Genomic DNA, 19,851 nt, shown 5'->3' with positions numbered 1-19,851 from the left:
GCATTCCTGCTCGCCCCCAGCAGAACATACGGACAAGCATTGGGTACACCATGTTTTGTATTGTTTTCTGCTGGGGGATTTTTATTCATTCATACCATAGATTCAATTGAATTGGACCAGGGTCGGTTCCAGTGATTTCAACGTTAACCACCGCATTCCTGCTTCAAAATCTGCCTGAAAAGAATCGATCAGAATAATGTCAGGATAAGATGGCATTGATAGCTTAGCTTGATACATTGCCCATGCTTGAACAACCTCTTCTTCTTCAACCATCTTCTGGTATATTACAACTTTATCGGGTGCAAGAATCGCATTGACCGTTTGAATCATTTTGCATACCGTTTCAATAAACGTTTCCTTTGCCACTGAGGAATACCAATCCACTCCCATTGGGAGGTATTTCACTTCTCCCGCCATGCCAAGTTTTCCTTTGATCACTTTGCCGTCCAGATAAATGCCCATGCCCGGAGGATATTTGGTTGGAAAATAGATCCCAATGACACAGTGATCTTCGTCAAGCTCCTGTTTGGCGCAATATCCGCTGATTGCAGCATTCACATCATTTTCCACCATTACTGGCAATCCGAACTGCGCTTCAAGATCTTCAATCATGCGTATACCTTCTAGCTGCTGGTGACTGCTCACCATAATTTTTCCATTCACGGTTTGCCCCGGAATACCGATACCGATCACTTTAATGGAAGCATGCTGAGCCAGCACGTTTTCAATAATTTCATAGAAGTGTTTCTGATCAAAGGTTGGCATCGTATATTCTTCTCTGAACACCATACGATCCTCTAGGTTAATGACGGTGGCCGTGATCAGATCCTGCCCCTGCTTATCGTTGATGTAAATGACCAAAGCCAAGCTGAAATCATAATTATATCGGTAGGTTAGTGCCGGTCTTCCACCATTGGATGGGACTGTCTCATCCTCAAACAGCTCACCCAGATCACATAACTCTTTTACCAGTGAATTGACGGTTACTACACTGAGCTTGGTCAAGGAGGCCAGTTGAGGTTTGGTGGCTGTTTCCACCCGTTTCATGACCTGGCGTACATGGTTTATATTAATTTCTTTCATCAAATACGCATTCGCTATTTTCACAAGCACCCTCCTCCAAAGTTTCTTATTCGATGTAGTAACTATACAATATCTCCAAAGGGTTTAAAAACACCCGATGAAAAACATCGGGCATCCTGAAGGTTGATATACACTTGGTGATTAACCTCTGCTGTACTTCATTTTGTCTGCTTCCGTTATTTTGCGAATAACTCTGCACGGATTACCCGCAGCGATTACATCAGAAGGAATGTCTTTCGTGACTACACTGCCTGCCCCAATAATTGTGTTATCTCCAATAGTCACACCCGCAAGAACAGTCACGCCGCCACCGATCCATACATTGTTGCCCACCGTGATGGGACCTACAATCTCAAGACCTTCGTTACGCTGTTCCACATCATAAGGGTGACCGGCAGTATAGAATCCACAATTCGGAGCGACAAAAACGTTGTCACCAAAACTGATTTTGGCTCCATCCAGCATAACGATATTATGATTACTGTAGAAATTCTCACCAATTTCAATGTTATAGCCGTAGTCACATACAAACGGCTGCTCGATCAGGAAACGATCCGTCGTTTTACCAAGCAATGTTTTGAGCAACGCTTCTCTCTCGGTGGTCTTGCCTGGGTGAAGCTGATTATACTCGTAACAAAGCCCCTTCGCGTACAAACGCTCATCGATCAATTCTTTGTCGTAATTCGCATTATACAGCAGTCCCAGTTGTGATTTCTCTTTTTCTGTCATGAATTCCTGTGCCTCCAGCTAGCTCTTCTGCCACTCGTTTTCCGTACTCTGTACCTGTTATCCGCTTAAATGAATTCAAGGACAAGAAGTACGATATAATAAATTAATATACTTTATAAAGCTATAATAATTATATGAAATAACGTAAATAAATCAAGTTCTTTCACAAAATCCACTGGAGAGAATGGCTTTATCTAGCCGCCTGAACCGTTTGCTCCTTACGACTAATTGCATAAACGGCTGACACAAGACCCATCAGGATCAGGACAGATCCCACCCATCCGGTATACATAATGGACGAATGCTCGATAACCACCCCACCAATATAGGTTCCCAGTGCAATGCCAGCATGTGCAATCCCCGAATTGGTGCTAATTAACGTTTCAGCCGTTGCCGGTGATGTTTTGATAATCAGACTATTCTGTACCGGGGTAACCGTCCAGCTTAACGCACTCCAGATACTTAGCAAGATCAAGAAAGCAATCAAAGGCAGTCCAGTACTAAATGGAATAACCGCCATGCTCACGATAAAGGGTATCAGCACGATAACAATGGCTTTGGCCGGGTGCAGACGATCTGATAATATACCGCCGATTCCTCCCCCTGCCACAGCTGCAATTCCAAACATCATATATATAAAGGTGACCATTGTTGAGCTGGCTCCCAGCGATTCCTGGAGAAATGGTGTGAAATACGCATATAACGTCAAATGCCCTGCGAGCACAAGTAATGTTGTAACATGGATCGCCAGCATTTTTGGATTCCATAGAGCAGCAAGCTGCTTCTTCAATGATACGGCTGGAATCGGCTGCACACGTTCCATGGCGATGCCAATGGCAACCATAACTACTGCAGTCAGAATTGCAATCAACATAAACACTTCACGCCATCCGGCGAGGTTACCCACAAAGATTCCGATAGGTACACCCAAAATCAGTGAAGCACTTCCTCCCATCGTAATTATTCCCACGGCACGCCCTTTATACTGAGGCTCCACAATGCGAGCTGCGAGCGTCAGAGACAGGACAAAAATTAGTGAGCCCGTTGCGGCTCCAAGTGCTCTTCCAGCCATGAGAATATAGAAGTTGGCACTGAATGCAGAGATCAGATTGCTAATCAGAAAAACGAATAAAGTGCACATGTATACTTTTTTACGCTCAAATCTGGCCGTCATATTTAGCAAAATAGGCGCAGATATCGCATAGACAAGTGAAAAGATGGAGATTAAATACCCAGCTTTTGCCAAGGTTAGATGAAGATCTGTCGCAATCAAGTCCAGAATCCCGCCTAAAATGAGTTCAACGGTGCCCACCACAAAAGCCGCGATTGCAAGGACATATACTTTTTTGTTCATTTTTGAATCCTCCTCGAAAGTTACAACTACGATAGTAACCTAACGAAGAAAAGATTTCAATACAAAAAAGCTATTCTCCGAAAGAATAGCTTTTCCATACGTGGTTCAATAAATTAAACGCGCCAGCAGACGTGCAATTTCTTCGTCCTGAAGCAGCTGGTCACCATATTTTTTGGTAATTTGAGTAAGTGCGACGTCATGATAGAAGTAATCCGTCATTGCTTTAACAATTGGTTTGGATGTCGTCTTGATCGCCTTCCATGAGTCATGCTCAATACCGGCAAACAAAAGATAGGCATAATCCACAATGATCAATTGCGAAGGTTCAAGTTTACTGTCCTCAAGCATGGGAATTAACGAATATTTATGCGTTAGAGAGGATTGTAATCCTCCTACAGCCAAAACCTCTACATGTACCCCTTCTACCTCTTTCTGCTCCAAAAGCTCCCGGTATTGGTCCATTTGCTCGTTCCAGGCCAGAAAAAGAATGGATGAGTCGGCTTCTTCAATAAGCTGTTCAATATTTGATGCAATAGATGATGCATCCTTCAATGTCCAGATATGCTCATCCGTGAATGAACGTTTGATTTTATAAGTCTTCAACTCCTCAATATCCTTCTCAAAGTCGGCCCTTATTTTGAGGATAATGGACTGAAGATCAACTGCCATATACAATTTCTTCTTCCCATGCATCGTTGTTAGGACTGTTCCCTTATCAATAAGCCGATTAAGCACTTCGTATATTTTGGCCTTGGGCACATTGGAGGAATTGACGATGGATGTAGCATCCAGTGGTTGGTCCTGCGCAAATATAGCCTCGTATACCTGACTTTCATATTGTGTAAAACCAAATTTCTGCAACATGGTCCAATCGGCCCATCCCTTCTTGTTGATATCTTTCTATACAGTGTAGACGCCTTACCTTCGCATGTCCAGTTTATCCCACATGCCTCTGTCATGGCTGTATTGTGAAATGAAGTCGAGATCGAGCTTCCAAAATATAATGATCTCTCCATGGTTATATTAAGATCCAGGCTGCACATTTTAATTTTAAAGGAGGTACTCTTAAACATGGAAAGCACCCATGATTTTGTGAAGAAGGTAAACGAAAATGCCGAGAAAGCGCGTCATAACAAAAACAATGGCAAGGGAACACCAACAGATAAATTGCCAGGGAAGCAGCACAGCACAAATAAGTAGAGCCTACAGGAACTGCTGAGAATGAAAGAGTGGATATACTATGCTCCTCGTTGTTCAGGTACAACAAACAGGATCTCTGGGAAGAGATCCTGTTTCAACAATTTGTGATTCAGCGGCGGCCCAACGTAATCAAAACGAACTAGGCCCACGATCCCCCGCTTTTAGCGAGTTGCTGTCATCCGATATTTTAACCCCTTCGTTGGAAGACATCTCTGTTCCGTTATTATCCCGAAGAAAGGCATTTAATGTAATATCGCATGGGATTCGCCTTATTGGCAACTTGATCATTGCCCCATTTCTCAAACATAGCGTCTTTTGTCTAGCACCTTCCTCATCTACTTTTCATTTACTATAAAGAAATTTAATAGAAAAGAGATGATGAGGATGGCTGCTGTAAAAGCTGTTCCACAACCGGATTTGGTATTGATCTATTGGTCCAGAAATCCGCTCGTTCCCGGTTCTCCACGCAGAATCAAAAGTGTGCGTGTGATCGGAAACACTTCCCCTTGTACCTTCACACTGGTACCTGGCGCATTGCTGATCAATGCCTTAAACTGCTTGCTGGACAATGATATCGGATTTAAAGTGGTATATCGTAAAAAAACATCAAATATCAGTGGCGTCTTATTGTTAAAACGCAGATCATAAACAAACAAACAGGTGCCTTCCTTCAACTCGGAAGCGCACCTGTTTGTTATTTAAGAAATGAACGGCTGATTCGAGCCTATTTGACGTTCATATAACGCTCGAAGGCATTGTTACGGATGGTCAGTAACTGTTCAAGTCCCATATCATTCAGCTTTTTGATATAAGCATCCCAGCCCTGTTCGATACCGCCCTTCGTTACCCACTGGGCACGCATCGTGGCCACGTAACCATCAATATCCGTTGTCAGCGTTGGCAGCTCCTGGAACTCTTCTGCATTGTACATGACCTTCGGATAAGGTGTAGTTACATCGGCGCTGCCCAGCTGATCGATTTGCAGTTTGAGTCCGTCGCCTGCCTGCGGATTAAGTTTAATTTTCTCTTCAAAGGAAGGGCTTACATATTTGGGACCAAAATCACGCAGGGATTGATCCCAGTACCATGCATCGGCGCTGGTGCCTGCCGGCGGGTCCATGAGTGTGTATGTGCCATCATCGTTTTTCTTGATTACCGTTCCGATCGCACCCCAGAAATTCTGGATGCTGGCTTCATTGGAATAGAACTGGTCAGCCCAGCGTGCAGCTACTTCAGGAACAGTGCATGAAGTCGTAATAAGCAGTTCGTTCCGGGCCAGGTTCATGCCGCCGGGGTCACCCGGCTGATAGCGTTTGCCGTCAGGTCCGGCAATGGGAGCAATGGCTTCATATTGGTCACTCCATTTGCCAAATACCGCATCAGGTGTCCACTGATTGCTGAAACCGACGATTGGGATGTCTGCATTTTGCCATTTGGCTGATGTCATGGTGTTGTCCTGTGTGAACAGTTCCTGATCAATCAATCCCTCAGAATAGAGCTTATTGGTATAAATAAGAGCTTCTTTATAGGCATCGGTTGTTGGATAGAACACAGGCTTGCCATCCTGGACAATCATGCTGCTGGCATTAATGTCGGTAATCCCGAACGGATTCAGAAAATCCACATTCAGTCCTGTTTCCGTGTAAGGAATTTCGTCCTTTTTGCCATTACCATTCGGATCCTTTTCCCTAAACGCTTTTAATACCTGATACAGTTCCTCTGTTGTTGTTGGTGCCTTCAGGCCCAGCTTATCGAGCCATGCCTTGTTGATTACAGGCTGGTTCCGGCTTTTTGGACGGGAAGGAAGTCTGGTTGGCATGGAGTAGATTTTACCATCTGGAAATGTACTGATTTTCTTCATGTCTGGCGTCTCTTCCATAGCCGCCTTCAAGTTGGGCATATACGAGTCAATATATTCATCCAGTGGGCGGAAATAGCTCAGGTTGTTTACAATGTCCGAATCACTAAACACCTGGTCGCCCAGAATAATGTCCGGGAGTGTGCCACTGGCAAGCATTATGGATTTCTGTTCACCCCAGTCATTAGAAGACATCACCTGCCACTCAATCTTCACATTGGAATCTTTCTCCAAATCCTTGAGCCATTGGTTCTGTGTAAAGGTGTCGCCCATATTTCCCCAGCGAACCGTCAGTACCTTGAGTGTGACCGGTTTATTGACAATCGGCAGACCTTCCTGATTGAAGTCGCTTGATATTGTAGGCTCTGCAGGTTCACTACCCTTTCCACTACTACAGCCAACAACGCTGACCAACATGACCGACGCGAGAAGCACGCTGCTCATTTTGGTAAATAACTTCTTGCCTATCTTTTTCCCCATTTGGGAACCCCCTTGATTCGTAATGAATTTTAACCTGCCTTATTCCTTCACGGCGCCGATCATCACCCCCTGATTAAAGTACTTCTGGATGAACGGATACACACACATGATCGGAATTGTAGCGATAATAATAACGGAATACCTCATCAAATTGGCAAGGCGCAGGGCAACTTGTGCTGCTTCTCCTGTACCCATACCGGACTGCATCTGATTCGTGATGAGGATATTGCGCAGAATCAATTGAAGCGGATACAGATTCGGATCTTTCAAATAAATTAAGGCGTTAAAATATGAATTCCAATATCCTACAGCAATCCATAGTCCGAGGACTGCAATGATTGCTTTGGACAGCGGTAATACGATCAGTACAAAATACCGCAGGTTCCCACAACCATCGATTTGGGCAGCTTCCCATAGATCCCCCGGAATGCTGGTCTGGAAAAATGTCCGGGCAACGATCATGTCGAAAACCACCACAGAGAATGGAAGCACCATCACCAGGAACGTGTTGTAGAGATGGAAGTCGCGGATCGTCAGGAAGGTGGGAATCAATCCTCCGCTGAAGAACATCGTAAAGATAAAAAACAGTGAGAAAAACTTTCGTCCGACCAGGTCTTTTCTGGATAAAGCATAAGCCGCCGAAATATTAACCACAAGTCCAAAAAGTGTTCCCACCACCGTATACAGAATGGTATTGCGATATCCAATCCAGATATTCTCGTGTCGCAGCAGTTCCTTATACCCTTCCAGCGTAAAGCCTTTGGGAAACAGCCACACCTGTCCGTTAGCCACGGATGAAGGATCACTGAAAGAGGCGATGACAATAAAATAGATCGGGTAAATGATAGCAATGAGAAAAAGAACAGCAAAGGCATACAGCACGACTTCTGCAACCGAAAAGGGTGCACGACGTTTGGTACGGGGAGTTCTGGTCATTGCTGCCGGTTCCATAACGCTCATCTTGTTTTTCTCCCCTCTACCATAGACTGTTTTCACTATATTTCTTGGACAACTGGTTGACCAGTATAAGCAAAATGAAATTAATAACCGTGTTAAACAGGTTGATCGCCGAGGAGAAGCTGTATTGGCTGCTCAGCAGACCGATTTTGTAAACATAAGTAGACAGAATCTCACTGGAGAGAATGTTCAAGTCGTTCTGCATCAGATAGACTTTCTCAAATCCAACCCCAAGTAATCCGCCCATCCGTAAAATAAGCAACGTGATGACCGTTGGCAGCAGCATCGGAATATCGATATATCGAACCTTGTGCCATCGACTTGCTCCGTCAACCGTTGCCGCTTCGTAAAGACTTGGGTCTACGGCAGACAGTGCAGCAATATAGATAATGCTGTCCCAGCCAACATGCTGCCACACATCAGACCAGACATATACACTGCTGAATAAAGCGGATGAACCCATCAGATCCGGTGCTTCCGCTCCAAAAAGCTGATACATGTTACCTACGAGCCCGGTACTTGGTGAGAACAGGATCAGCATTAACCCCACCATAACTACGGTTGATATAAAATGGGGCATATACGAAATGGTCTGGAAAAACCTTTTGAATCTCCCCGATCTCATCTGGTTCACGAGTAGTGCAAGCATAACCGGAATCGGAAAGGTAGCCAGACTGTACAAGCTAATCACGAGTGTATTGCGAATCGTATTGGTGAATTGATAGGAATGAAAGAACTTCTCAAAGTATTTGAATCCAGCCCAAGGGCTGTCTCCGATACCCATGGCCGGACTGTAGTCCTTAAACGCAATTAATACGCCGTACATTGGCTTGTAGGCAAATAATAGAGTCAACAGAACTGCTGGAAAAAGCAGAACGTAAAGGCCCCAGTTTCGCCTGATTCTCTCTAGCCTTTTTCCGATATATAATGGATTGGTCCTCATGGTTCTTCCTTCCCTCCTGTAATCTATACTGATGCTGCTTTCCCCCTGGACCTGTCATCTCTGGAATAGCTTCAGTATAAACCCCATCATATTCGGTTTATCGGACCGCTACGGACGTTATTCGGACTTCTCTGGTTCCATTGTTCAAGTTCACGAGTAACCGAAACACTTGGGAGCAAAAATCATATCGTTATCCAGACTTTCGTGTGTGTATTTCGGACTTATGAATCAAAAAACGCAAATCTTTATGCTTTTTTCAAACAAAGGTTTTATACTATTCCTGAGATATTAAAGCGCATTCATAACCAAGGAATCAAGAAAGTGGTGCATTGCTTATGGCAAACCTGAACGTCATTAAACCCTACCCCATTCGGCATTATATCCGCATGATGTTCGTCATTTCATTTGTCGTGTTCATTCTGGATCTGGTCATCAGCATTGCTTCCATCTCTATGGTGAAGCAGCAATCCACCCAATACTTGCAGGATGCGGCCGATCTGTACATCAATCGCATTAATCACGATTTTGCGTACATTAATCATTTCATGGGATGGACACTGGCCAATGACGAGAATCTCGACAACATGAATACATATGGTGTAAACAGTATTCCGTTCCTGAAGGCCAACGAAAAACTACATATGCTCTTCGCCGAACTACAGCGAAACTACGGGCAATCGTACAATTTCTTTTATTATTTGGAGAATAGTGAATATTTCCTCAACTGCGCGCCAATAAGCATCTCCTATTCGGATTATGCAGAAGTGAAAAAACAGATCATTACGCTGACCCACGATAAAGCTGTATATGAGAAGTTCTATTCCCATTGGACACCCATCCACGTGAACGGCACTTCTTATCTTATCAATATTGTGCCGTACTACAACCGTTATCTGATTGCCTTGATATCCGCGGATGATCTGATCTCCCCTCTCCGGCAGATTAATCTGGGTGCCAACGGATACGCCTCTCTCGTTGACGAGAATGGTGTGCAACTTTCCGGGCCTGCCGGAGGGGATCACATACCGGAAAAGAGACATTCATTTCTTGATCTGTTTCAGTCTCACAATGTCGTGAGCAGTGACTTCTCCAATGCGGCATTCAGCGCACATATGGTTATCAAGTTTGGCGCATTCGAGAAAATTATGGTGGCCCAGCTGCTCATTATGCTGCTTTTTCTGATCGTAACGTCCTCGTTAAGCGCAATTATGTTGTTTTTCAGAAAAAATCTGCTGGTTCCCATTCAGCGATTTTCCAAAAATCTGGCGCGTATTAACGAAGGTGACGAAGCTACAGACTTTAAGAGCAGCCGAATTATGGAACTGGAGCAGGTCAATGCACAGTTCAAGGAACTGGTGGGCCAGATTAAACGATTCAAGATTGATCGCTACGAGCAGGAATTGGAGAAACAAAAAATACGTTTGGATTATATGAAGTTACAGATTAAGCCCCACTTCTTTCTGAATTGTCTGACGAGCATGTACAGTATGGCACAGATGCAGATGTATGAAGAAATTGAGAGCATGGCTCTGGCTACATCCCGATATTTCCGCTATATCTTTCAAAGTGGGGAGAATTTCGTTCTTCTGGAGAATGAGATTGAGCATGTGAGAACGTTCCTGGACATCCAGAAATCACGTTATCGAGATGCTTTTTCCTATCGAATTGAACAGCCAGAGGTTATTACGGGCATCGCTGTGCCACCGCTTGTTATTCAGACATTCATTGAAAATGCCGTCAAGTACGGGGTCTCCCGGGACAGGGAGTTATGTATTACTTTATCCGTGACGGAAGAACGTCAGGAACATGGCGATCATGTGCTCATCCAAATTTCGGATACAGGTCCAGGCTTCAGCCGGGATGTTCTTGACGCACTCATGCGTGGAGAAGCGCTCGAACAAACTGGCGGCAACCGAATTGGCATTATGAATACTATCCAACGTTTGGAGTTGTTGTATGGAGAGGAAGCGAATATTACATTTGCAAACGACGCAAGTGGCGCTCGGATCACGCTTTCCTTACCCAAAATGATACTGAATTCAGATACTACGGGAGAGGTGACAAACCATGAATGCATTGCTGGTTGATGATGATTACTTTGTCGTCATGGCTTTGGAAAAGAAAATTGACTGGAAAAGCCTTGGCATCGACACCATATTCACAGCCTATAACATTGCGCAGGCCAAGGAGATTTTACAGAGCCATCCTGTTCAGATCCTCATTTGCGATATTGAGATGCCCCAGGGAAGCGGACTTGAACTGCTGGCATGGGTCCGGGAGGAATCACATAGTGTACAGACAATTTTTCTCACTAACTATGCCGATTTCAACTATGCCCAGAAAGCAATCGAACTGCAAAGCTTTGATTATTTCCTGAAGCCTATTGAGTTTGACAAGTTGACTCTTATTATTCAAAAAGCGGTTGCCAAAGCCCTAGATCAGCAGTTCATTGCCAAAGCCATTCATGAGGGTGAACTGTGGCAAAAAAACCGCAGCAAGCTCATTGAGGACAGCTGGCGCAGGCTGATCTCTGGTAAAGCCTTTCCTTCCGGCCCTGCCGACGTCTCTGCCTTTTTGACAGAACAAAATCTTCCATATGAAACAACGGATCTATTTCTTCCTATTCTGGTTAACCTGTTTCCGTATGATGGCACCCTGGGCAAGACCGACAAGAACCTGTTCGATTACGCTTGTTTGAATGTGATGGTTGAACGGTTTCAGGACGCTCTCTTCTCCATTGAAGCCATTACCGAGATCAAGGAGCATAACTGGATGGTTATTTTAAAATGGAACAGAGCACCCGATGCACCACTGATCGAATCCATGTGCAGTTCGTTCATCCCGGAGGTTAATAATTATCTGAAGTCGGATGCCTGCTGTAGTATCGGCTTTTCTCTGCCACTGGGTCAGATTCGTCACACGATCAACGAGCTGCTGCTAATGAATGAAGAACGAATCAAACACCGCAACCAGACCTTTTTTCTGAAGAACTACAGCACGCCTGAATTGAATTACACACCGCCTGATCTGGCATTGCTGGAGCAATTGCTGAATGAGAACCGCTTTCAGGCCTTTCTGGATGAAACCGTTCGTTATATGCACCAACTTGTTCGTGAAGGGGTGGTCGGTACTGCCGTGCTTAGCCTGTTGCGTCTCGACCTGGTACAGCTTGTCTATGCCCAATTGAAGAGCAAAGGAATTGAGGTCCACAAGCTGTATATGGGCAAAACGAATGATCAATTATTCATGCAATCTCTGTATTCTATTGAAGATATGCAATCCTACATAGCCTATCTCGTTAATACCGCTGCGGATTACCTGAATGTTGCCGAGCAGCCGAAGTCGGTTGTACATGAGATTACCCATTATATACGTACTCATTACGGGGAAGATCTAACGAGGAATAACCTGGGGGAAATGGTCTATCTGAATCCGGACTATCTCGCACGTCTGTTCAAGAAAGAGATGGGAATCTCACTTGGAAATTATGTCATACATACCCGTCTTGTAGCCGCTCGCCAGCTGTTGGAAACGACTTCACAATCAGTCCATGCCATTGCGGGACATGTTGGCTATACCAACTACTCACACTTTACCAAGCTGTTTAAGCAAGAGATGGGCTGCAGTCCCAATGAATATCGCAAGAGGCACCGGGATGGCGCTCATGAAACAGGATGATCTGCAGACCTGAAGCGGAATAACGCAGGGTTATAACTTGGTTTGTGAATCTGATTCTTCTGATCCATATGTTCCTGTCCTCCACCATAAAAATGCCACCCTGCGTATCGTACGCAGAGTGGCATTTGCTGTGCATCAACTTTTCGTTACTTATTGGCATTAATGACTTCATTCACTTCCTGAGTGATTTGGTCACCACCAAGCTTTTTCCAATTGGCAACAAAGCTATCGAACTCATCAATAGACAGGTTGCCGTAGATGATTTTCAGAAACGTCTCCGCGCGCAGCTTATCCAGGGTTGCCTGTTTCGTATTCATGGTTCTCGTTGGTGCGTAGATAAATTCATTCATGACAATCAGGTCGTTATCCCGATAATATTTAATGACGCCCTGCGAGCTCTCCGGTCCAAAAATACGTTCCATATGCCACTTATCCAGATTACCATTACGGTAATCCATAATATCATCGTAGAACAGCTTCGCTTCAAGCTCTAATCCCGAAGTATCTCCCGTTTTGAGCGCCTGCTCCACTTCATCCTGTGCTTTTACGTTTTTGTTGGCAGGCAGATTGGATACCGTCGCATTATGAAAACCAAGTCCGGTCAACCCGTTCAAATACGCAGCGCGCTCTTCCTTGGCAGATTCACCGAACATTTTTTCTGCCTGGAAGTTCAGCAGCTTGATCAATGCTTCCGGGTGCTCATAGCCTTTACGTACGGCGAATATGCCGCCCAAGCTAAGGTGGTTCTGTGTTTTGGCTGGCTGATCGTCGATTGATTGTACCGGATAAGGCAACCAGTCCACGTTTTTATCCTTCTTGATCATGCTGCTAACCTGAAATGGCGCCCATTGTGGCAGAAAGAACATGCCTGACTTGCCTGCATTCACATCTTCCATCATCTTCGTAAAGTCCTTAACGCCAAACTCGGGATCGAGTACACCCTTCTGATACAGATTTTGCAGCTCACGCAATCCTTCCTTCACCTCAGGTTGAACGGTACCATTCACAATCTGGCCTGAAGCATCCTTGATCCAGGTTTCCAAATAACCATGATAACCAAGCAGGAACGCATTAATGGGCAAATCCTTATTAAGTGCAATGCCGTACGTATCATCTTTACCATTTCCGTCCGGATCTTCAAAGGTGAAAGCTTCTGCAATCTGGATGACGTCCTGCATGGATTTTGGCGTTTCAAGCCCGACCTTTTTCAACCAATCCTGGCGAATCCAGATCATATCCGAGGAATCCAGCGAGCCTGGAAAGCTTACCATCGCGTATATCTTGCCGTCCTTGGTTACTGGCTTCAAACCTGCTCCATTCTCAGCGGACATAAACTCCTTGACCAGATCCGATGCATACTTATCATAAACCTCGGTCAGATCTTCCAGCATTCCTGCCTCATGCAGCTGTTCGAATTGCACAGCACTCACTTTGAGTACATCTGGCAAATCGCCGCTAGCCAGGGTGACGTTCATTTTGTCGTTATAATTGGCATCCGGAACAATCCAGTCGTAGGTGACATCGATGCCCAGCTCATCCTTGTATCCCCGGGTCCAAATGTTATTGGCGTGTGTATCACCTTCAGCAAGCGATTCTTTTCCGGTTTCATTCATGGTTGATGTTAATTTGATGGGTGGATCATATTTCGTAAGCGGACCTCCGGCATCCTGCTGTGTGTTGTTCGGCTGGGCTTCATTCTCCGCGCTACCCGTACCGGAAGAACAGGCTGCAAGCGTAGTTGCCAGAACCATGGTTAACGTTAACAATGAGAATTTCTTTAATGACATGTTCATGCGAATCCCCCTTTTTATTCCTCCCGTGAGGTATATAAGATGAACTAATGAATATTAAACGTTGCACTCCGATAGCAGAACAACCTTTTGATCGCTGTTATCCCCAGATTTCCTTTATCCCTTTTAGAAGGGAGAAATCCGGTGATAAAGGCGAGTTTATGCTTACGAAGTAGCTTTCACAGAAAGCTTTTAGCTCCGCTTCTACAGGTCTCTTCTGCTCTCTCCGTTATGGTTTAATCTTGCTTCATCTTATATATAATTTATTGTAATAAGTAAGCGCTATCACTTCGAGTGCACCCCGTTGACATCTGGTATCTTTGATTTACCATTTCATACTTGATCTAACTTTTTTGATCCCGATATTCCTGCGGCGTGCAGCCGGTAGCTTTTTTGAAGAATCGATAAAAATAATGCTGATCACTAAATCCGACCTTGGCGGATATTTCATGCATTTTGCAGGCCGAGCCGAGAAGTAATTCCTTGCTGCGCTCAATGCGCCGGTCATGGATATAGTCCGATATGCCTTTGCCTGTTATGCGCTTGTACCAACGGGACAGATATGACGGATTGAGAGAAACCTCCTGTGCAATTCGGGTTAACGAAAGGTCATCCTCCAGATGGTGCTTGATATAATGATGAATGGTAATAAGAATCTGCGACTGATCATGGATGCGCGTAACACTTCGTTTGGAGATGATCCATTCATATGCCGATTGATAGAAAACCACCAGATCTGACCAAGCCGTATGGATGTCAAAATGAAGCATTCGAGACAATGCTATTTCCTCCATCGCCGATTCGTACAAGCCCAGTTCATGAAGAAGATCGATCAGCCCGCTGCCTGCTCCAGTATAGATTTTCATTCGAAAGAATGGGTCCTGAAGCCCTTCTTTTGAAGCCTCTGTCCATTTATGAAACGACTCCATCCACTCCCTATCACCTGCTGTAACGCGCTGCTTGACCTGATCCAGATGAAGGGCTGCAACACTCTGCTGATTCAAAATATTGGGGATGTATGGCAAATCATGCTGCACATTGACACGAAGCAGCTTCTCCATCCCGAGTCCCGGGCCCTCATGAATAGACAGGCGCAACTGCGCGATGGCCTGATTCAGCCCGATCCACTCCACTGCCTGCTCGCTCACCATAATGGAGACGGACAGATTCAGGCAGTTCGCACAGGATTGCTGCACAGACTCCAGCGTTCCATAGACAAAACGCAGTGTCTGTTCCCACTTCTCCTGCCGTCCTGTATAGAAGCTCGATAGCTCCACCTTGGGTTGAACAAAGCAGGCAATGACCTGATAATCCAGATCGATTGCTTTGACCTTGGACTTATCCTGAAGCAGCTCCTCCGCAACATTGGCAACGGCATATCGAATTAAACTCCGGTCTGCCTGGGATTGATAGTTGTTCCACTCCTCGACCCGTATGATGACCGGGATTACAGGCTCAGCGGATATGAAGGGGAGCTGGACAGCATCCAATTCTTCCTGAAGCGAGGCGATATCATGCCGTTCCGTTCGCTTTAGGAGATCCAGCAGCAACTGTCTTTGTAGCTGAGGCAGCGCTCTGGGCAGCTTGCTGCGAAACCAGGCGTGCTGGTACCGGAAATCATTCTCCTCCGAAATTTGTGTTAACGCCCGCTCTACCGCAGCGCGGATATGACTCATGCCCTCTGTCTTTAACAGGTAGTCCACAACACAAGGGTTGCGTATCGCTTGATGTGCATAATCAAATTCGTTATGACCTGTCAGCAAAAGAACTTTGCATCGTGGCCACCGATCCATAATCTTCTCGATCAGCTCCATGCCATCCATGCCAGGCATACAGATGTCGCTAAGCACGATATCAATTTTGACGGAGTTCAACCACTCGATTGCTTCAAAGGCAGAGTACGCCTTAATGATCTCCATGTCCTGAAAATCCGCCTTTTGAAAGAAAGCATAGAGTCCATCCAAAATAACCGGTTCATCATCTACAATTAACATACGCTGCATACGACTACTCCCGTCTCCATGGAATATTTATAATCATGCATAGCCCGCCCAACGCACTGCGCTGCGCGCTAAGGCCATAGCCTGTCCCAAACTTGATTCGTAAACGTTGATTCACATTCATCAGTCCTGTAATCTCTTCATTCCCAGATCTCTGATTCGCAGATTCTTGAAAGGACGCTTGCAGATTGCTCAAGATTGCATCCGTTAACTGATCGCCATCATCCTCAATTCGAATGGACAGTTTGTCTTGATCCACTTGATAGGATAATTTCAGAGTCCCTCCCTGACTGCGTTTGGCAAGGGCATGCTCGAAGACATTCTCCACAATCGGCTGAATGATGACCCGGGGAATGGCAATACCTCGATAATCCCTGCTTAGTTCCTCCAGCTGCAGCTGGACTCTTGACCCAAACCGGATTTTTTGAATCGAAGCATAGACCAAGGCGTGGTCCATCTCTTCACCGAGCGATACCTCGGAATGAGAATCCCTGGACATATACCTGAAATATTGTCCCAAATAATCGGTAAACTCCTGAATCAATTCAACATTCTCAACCTCGGCCATTTGCTTGATGCTGAACAGGCTGTTATATAAAAAGTGAGGCTGAATCTGAGACTGCAGATGTTTAAGTTCTGCCTCGCTGGTTCGTATGCGGGCAACATAATTTTCATCAATCAGAATATGTAAGCGCTCTATCATGTGATTGAAACGAGAGTACAAATAACCAAATTCGTCCCGTCTGGATTGTGGAATATGAATGCTTGTCTGCCCCTGCTCCGCCATTCTGAACCCGCGGATGAGCACAGATAACGGCTTGTGAATCGACCTATAGATCGAAAAGGAGAAGATCATAATAATAACGATTGAAATAAGCGTCAGCATCCACAACCACAAGTTGTATTGTTCCAGAGGAGCTTTGAGCACATCATTAGGAATGCTGGCCGTCAGCGTGAATGAGTGATCGGGATCATAAAGCGAATAGTACAGAAATGGATCGGATTGAAACCTCGTAACCTGCATGGATACCGGAGATTCTGGAGATACCTGCTGCAATTGTGCCGACGATGCAGGTTCATCAGAAGAAGAAATGACCACATTGTGATGCTCTCCGAAGCTCAGCGTAATATCACTGCCCCCTGTTTCCGCGAGTTGCTGCAATCTGTGCTTCAATTCTTCAGCAGACAAACGTATGCCTAATATGAAATTGGGCGGTTCCTCATGATTCATGTTGTACGGGTTGCTTTTGAGAAAATAAAGATTGTTATCCGAATAAGACAGCTCACCATTCAGATTTCCCATAGTTGCCAGCAGAGCCTTCCATTCGCCATCCTCCACATTGCGAATTCCGTCCACTGCGCTGACCCGTTTATGCAGAGCCGGTACGTAATACACAACATCACTGATATAGGGACTCGTTACCATGATCTGACCCAGCTTGTTGTGGATATTATTGAGACTGGAAGTCACCTCATACCTGCTCATGATCGCTGCTCGTGTACTTAGCGTGGACATCGTATCATCGAACGAAAATTCGGTCACAAGCCCACTCATTCGCTCCAGTTCGAATTGCAGATGATTGTGGTAAAAATACAGCTTTGATTCATGCGCCTTCTCCACTTCTGTCTGCATTTGCTTGGAGCTGGTATGTGTGATCATAATGCTGATTCCATATAGGGGCAGAATGACAAGCACAAAAGCAATCATCAGCTTGACGACAATGGATGCATTTTTCCAGGTGCCCATCGCAAATCTCATTTCCCTCCACTCCTTTCCTCAACGGCAAATAGGAGCCGGAAATCGGCTCCTCCCATTGGCTTTCCTCCATCGATCTTATCCCTTTACACTGCCTACAACAAGTCCATGAACGAAATACCTTTGCAGGAATGGATACACGAGCAGAATGGGTATAACGGACAAAAAGATTTGGGATGCCTGAGTCGTTCTGTCCGACACCTGGCTTAACAGCGTTGCGTCCTCCAGGGTCATCATCTCACTTTGAAGCATCGTCACTTGCTGCAGCATCGATTGCAGATACGTAGCTAGCGGATAACCTTCCGGACTCTTCATGTAGATCATGCCATCAAACCAGGCGTTCCAGTGTCCTACCATGGCAAATAGTGTGATGGTTGCAATACTTGGCAATGAAATGGGGAGGTAAATGCTCCATAGTGTGCGAAAATGGCCTGCACCATCCATCCATGCTGCTTCTTCCAATTCCTTCGGCAAGCCTCGAAAGAAATTCAGCATAAGTAATACATTAAAGATGGGAACCGCCCCCGGCAAAATCAGGGCCCAGATTGAATCCAACAGACCTGCTTCCTTAACGATAAGATAACCCGGGATCAATCCCCCACTGAATAGCATGGTGAAGACAAAAATCCACGCATAGAATGTTCTGGAACGGAACTTTGCTGCCTCTTTGGAGAGCGGATAGGCTACAAGAATCGTGAAGACCAGATTGGTCGCAACCCCGAGTACAACGCGGAGAAGACTTGTGCCGAACGAGTTTAGAAACTGCTGATTCTCCAGAATGTATTTATAGGAGGACAGGGTGAAGTCCACCGGCCAGAATGTCACACTCCCCGCCTTGACTGCATCACTTGAACTAAACGAAATCGCCAGAATATTCACAATAGGAAACAGACACAGCAAGGCAAGAAGGGTCAGGATGACGTAATTCAATCCCAGAAACCATCGATAGGCTCTCGAAGCGTGATGCATGTTCTTGCCTCCTTTCTAGAAAATCCGATAATTGGCTAATCGATAGGCCAGGAAATATCCAAGCCCGATAAAGATGAACGAAACGACTGATTTAATGAGGCCCAATGCGGTGGATACGGAGTACTGAGCATCCTGCAAACCAATCCGATAGATCATGGTATCGAGAATATCTCCCGATTCGTAGACGAGCGGATTATATAGATTGAACACTTGGTCAAAGCCGCCATTCAGTACGTTACCAAGGCTTAGCGTAACCATCAGTATTACGATTGGACGAATGCCGGGGAGCGTAATATGCCATGTCTGCTTCCATCTTCCCGCCCCATCCATTACGGATGCTTCATACAAGGATTTATCAATGTTTGTCAATGCGGCCAAGTATATAATGGTGCCAAATCCGAATTCTTTCCATTGGTCCGTAATGACGAGTATGTAAGGAAACCATTCGTTGTTGGCCAGGAACTGAACAGGTTCAACCCCTATCGCCTTAAGCAGTATATTTACGATACCTGTGCTAGGGGACAACACATCCACAATGATCCCGGCCAATATGACCCACGAAAAGAAATGCGGCATATAGATGACCGTCTGTATTGTTCGTTTAAACCCTGTTTTGCGTACCTCATTCAGCAATAAGGCCACAAGCACCGGAATGACCAAACCGGACACAATTTTCATCACGGATATGAAAACGGTATTCCATACGACCTGCCCGAATCCAGGCAGATCGAATAAGTACCTGAAATTGTCCAGGCCGACCCAATTCATATTTTTGAATCCGGCAATGGGAGAGAAATTCTGAAAGGCAATGGAGAGTCCCGCCATCGGAATGTAACCGAATACAATAATGATGATCAGTCCAGGCAATATCATAAGATGAAGCGGAACGTTTCGTATAAATTGTTTGTAGTTGGAACGCATGAGCTGTCTCCTCCTTCAAATTCATTATAGAATCCGTCAGGAATCGGCCATAGTGTAGGCTATTTACTTTAGGTATCTTTTGTTGACCATTGTCTACAGACCAACAATACAACTAAAAAAGGAACGCATCGGT

General features: G+C 45.3%; 16 protein-coding genes. 4 read left to right on the top strand and 12 right to left on the bottom strand.

Going from position 1 to position 19,851, the window contains the following annotated elements:
* Window positions 1–102: 102 nt before the first annotated feature.
* The 4 genes from QP794_RS12635 to QP794_RS12620 all read right to left on the bottom strand — a co-directional run bounded on the left by QP794_RS12635 (window position 103) and on the right by QP794_RS12620 (window position 4,030).
* Window positions 103–1,107, bottom strand: coding sequence for an ROK family protein (locus tag QP794_RS12635; protein WP_285076972.1), 1,005 nt, complete (start codon window positions 1,105–1,107; stop codon window positions 103–105).
* A 117-nt stretch (window positions 1,108–1,224) separates the two neighbouring features.
* Window positions 1,225–1,812: a sugar O-acetyltransferase gene (locus QP794_RS12630; protein WP_024628371.1), complete on the bottom strand. Its 588-nt coding sequence runs from the start codon at window positions 1,810–1,812 to the stop codon at window positions 1,225–1,227.
* A 190-nt stretch (window positions 1,813–2,002) separates the two neighbouring features.
* Window positions 2,003–3,166: an MFS transporter gene (locus tag QP794_RS12625; RefSeq protein WP_285076969.1), complete on the bottom strand. Its 1,164-nt coding sequence runs from the start codon at window positions 3,164–3,166 to the stop codon at window positions 2,003–2,005.
* A gap of 105 nt (window positions 3,167–3,271) precedes the next feature.
* Window positions 3,272–4,030, bottom strand: coding sequence for a TrmB family transcriptional regulator (locus QP794_RS12620; RefSeq protein WP_285076967.1), 759 nt, complete (start codon window positions 4,028–4,030; stop codon window positions 3,272–3,274).
* A gap of 207 nt (window positions 4,031–4,237) precedes the next feature.
* Here QP794_RS12620 and QP794_RS12615 point away from each other — a divergent pair, with 207 nt between their 5' ends.
* Both QP794_RS12615 and QP794_RS12610 read left to right on the top strand, forming a co-directional pair.
* On the top strand, window positions 4,238–4,366 hold the full coding sequence (locus QP794_RS12615; protein WP_285076965.1) for a DUF4023 family protein: 129 nt from the start codon (window positions 4,238–4,240) through the stop codon (window positions 4,364–4,366).
* Window positions 4,367–4,750: 384 nt separating this feature from the next.
* Window positions 4,751–5,014 (top strand): hypothetical protein, encoded by a 264-nt coding sequence (locus QP794_RS12610; protein WP_285076964.1) that lies wholly within the window; start codon window positions 4,751–4,753, stop codon window positions 5,012–5,014.
* 76 nt (window positions 5,015–5,090) lie between these two features.
* On the opposite strand, the gene QP794_RS12605 is transcribed toward QP794_RS12610, so the two are convergent.
* The 3 genes from QP794_RS12605 to QP794_RS12595 all read right to left on the bottom strand — a co-directional run bounded on the left by QP794_RS12605 (window position 5,091) and on the right by QP794_RS12595 (window position 8,604).
* Window positions 5,091–6,641 carry a type 2 periplasmic-binding domain-containing protein gene (locus QP794_RS12605; protein WP_483311908.1) on the bottom strand — a complete coding sequence of 517 codons (1,551 nt, stop codon included), beginning with the start codon at window positions 6,639–6,641 and terminating at the stop codon, window positions 5,091–5,093.
* A 102-nt stretch (window positions 6,642–6,743) separates the two neighbouring features.
* Window positions 6,744–7,640, bottom strand: coding sequence for a carbohydrate ABC transporter permease (locus tag QP794_RS12600; protein ID WP_256984716.1), 897 nt, complete (start codon window positions 7,638–7,640; stop codon window positions 6,744–6,746).
* A 40-nt stretch (window positions 7,641–7,680) separates the two neighbouring features.
* Window positions 7,681–8,604: an ABC transporter permease gene (locus QP794_RS12595; protein ID WP_024634500.1), complete on the bottom strand. Its 924-nt coding sequence runs from the start codon at window positions 8,602–8,604 to the stop codon at window positions 7,681–7,683.
* Window positions 8,605–8,939: 335 nt separating this feature from the next.
* Here QP794_RS12595 and QP794_RS12590 point away from each other — a divergent pair, with 335 nt between their 5' ends.
* Complete coding sequence (locus tag QP794_RS12590; RefSeq protein ID WP_285076959.1) at window positions 8,940–10,691, top strand: sensor histidine kinase; 1,752 nt, start codon at window positions 8,940–8,942, stop codon at window positions 10,689–10,691.
* A complete protein-coding gene (locus tag QP794_RS12585; RefSeq protein WP_285076957.1) occupies window positions 10,672–12,282 on the top strand; it encodes a response regulator in 1,611 nt (536 codons plus the stop codon). Before QP794_RS12590 ends, QP794_RS12585 begins: the two co-directional genes overlap by 20 nt.
* Window positions 12,283–12,428: 146 nt before the next feature.
* Here QP794_RS12585 and QP794_RS12580 read toward each other — a convergent pair whose 3' ends face one another.
* The 5 genes from QP794_RS12580 to QP794_RS12560 form a co-directional block, all read right to left on the bottom strand.
* A complete protein-coding gene (locus QP794_RS12580) occupies window positions 12,429–14,075 on the bottom strand; it encodes an extracellular solute-binding protein (protein WP_285076955.1) in 1,647 nt (548 codons plus the stop codon).
* A gap of 341 nt (window positions 14,076–14,416) precedes the next feature.
* On the bottom strand, window positions 14,417–16,075 hold the full coding sequence (locus QP794_RS12575) for a response regulator transcription factor (RefSeq protein WP_285076953.1): 1,659 nt from the start codon (window positions 16,073–16,075) through the stop codon (window positions 14,417–14,419).
* A gap of 4 nt (window positions 16,076–16,079) precedes the next feature.
* On the bottom strand, window positions 16,080–17,831 hold the full coding sequence (locus tag QP794_RS12570) for a sensor histidine kinase (protein WP_285076951.1): 1,752 nt from the start codon (window positions 17,829–17,831) through the stop codon (window positions 16,080–16,082).
* A gap of 75 nt (window positions 17,832–17,906) precedes the next feature.
* Window positions 17,907–18,797 (bottom strand): carbohydrate ABC transporter permease, encoded by an 891-nt coding sequence (locus QP794_RS12565; protein WP_079344334.1) that lies wholly within the window; start codon window positions 18,795–18,797, stop codon window positions 17,907–17,909.
* A 15-nt stretch (window positions 18,798–18,812) separates the two neighbouring features.
* Window positions 18,813–19,718 (bottom strand): ABC transporter permease, encoded by a 906-nt coding sequence (locus QP794_RS12560; protein ID WP_285076948.1) that lies wholly within the window; start codon window positions 19,716–19,718, stop codon window positions 18,813–18,815.
* Window positions 19,719–19,851: the final 133 nt, after the last annotated feature.

Origin of the sequence: Paenibacillus sp. UMB7766-LJ446, assembly GCF_030226665.1 — a bacterium.
In the GTDB taxonomy this organism is placed as follows: Bacteria; Bacillota; Bacilli; order Paenibacillales; family Paenibacillaceae; genus Paenibacillus; species Paenibacillus vandeheii.
This window is presented reverse-complemented; position numbering and strand designations above follow the sequence as displayed.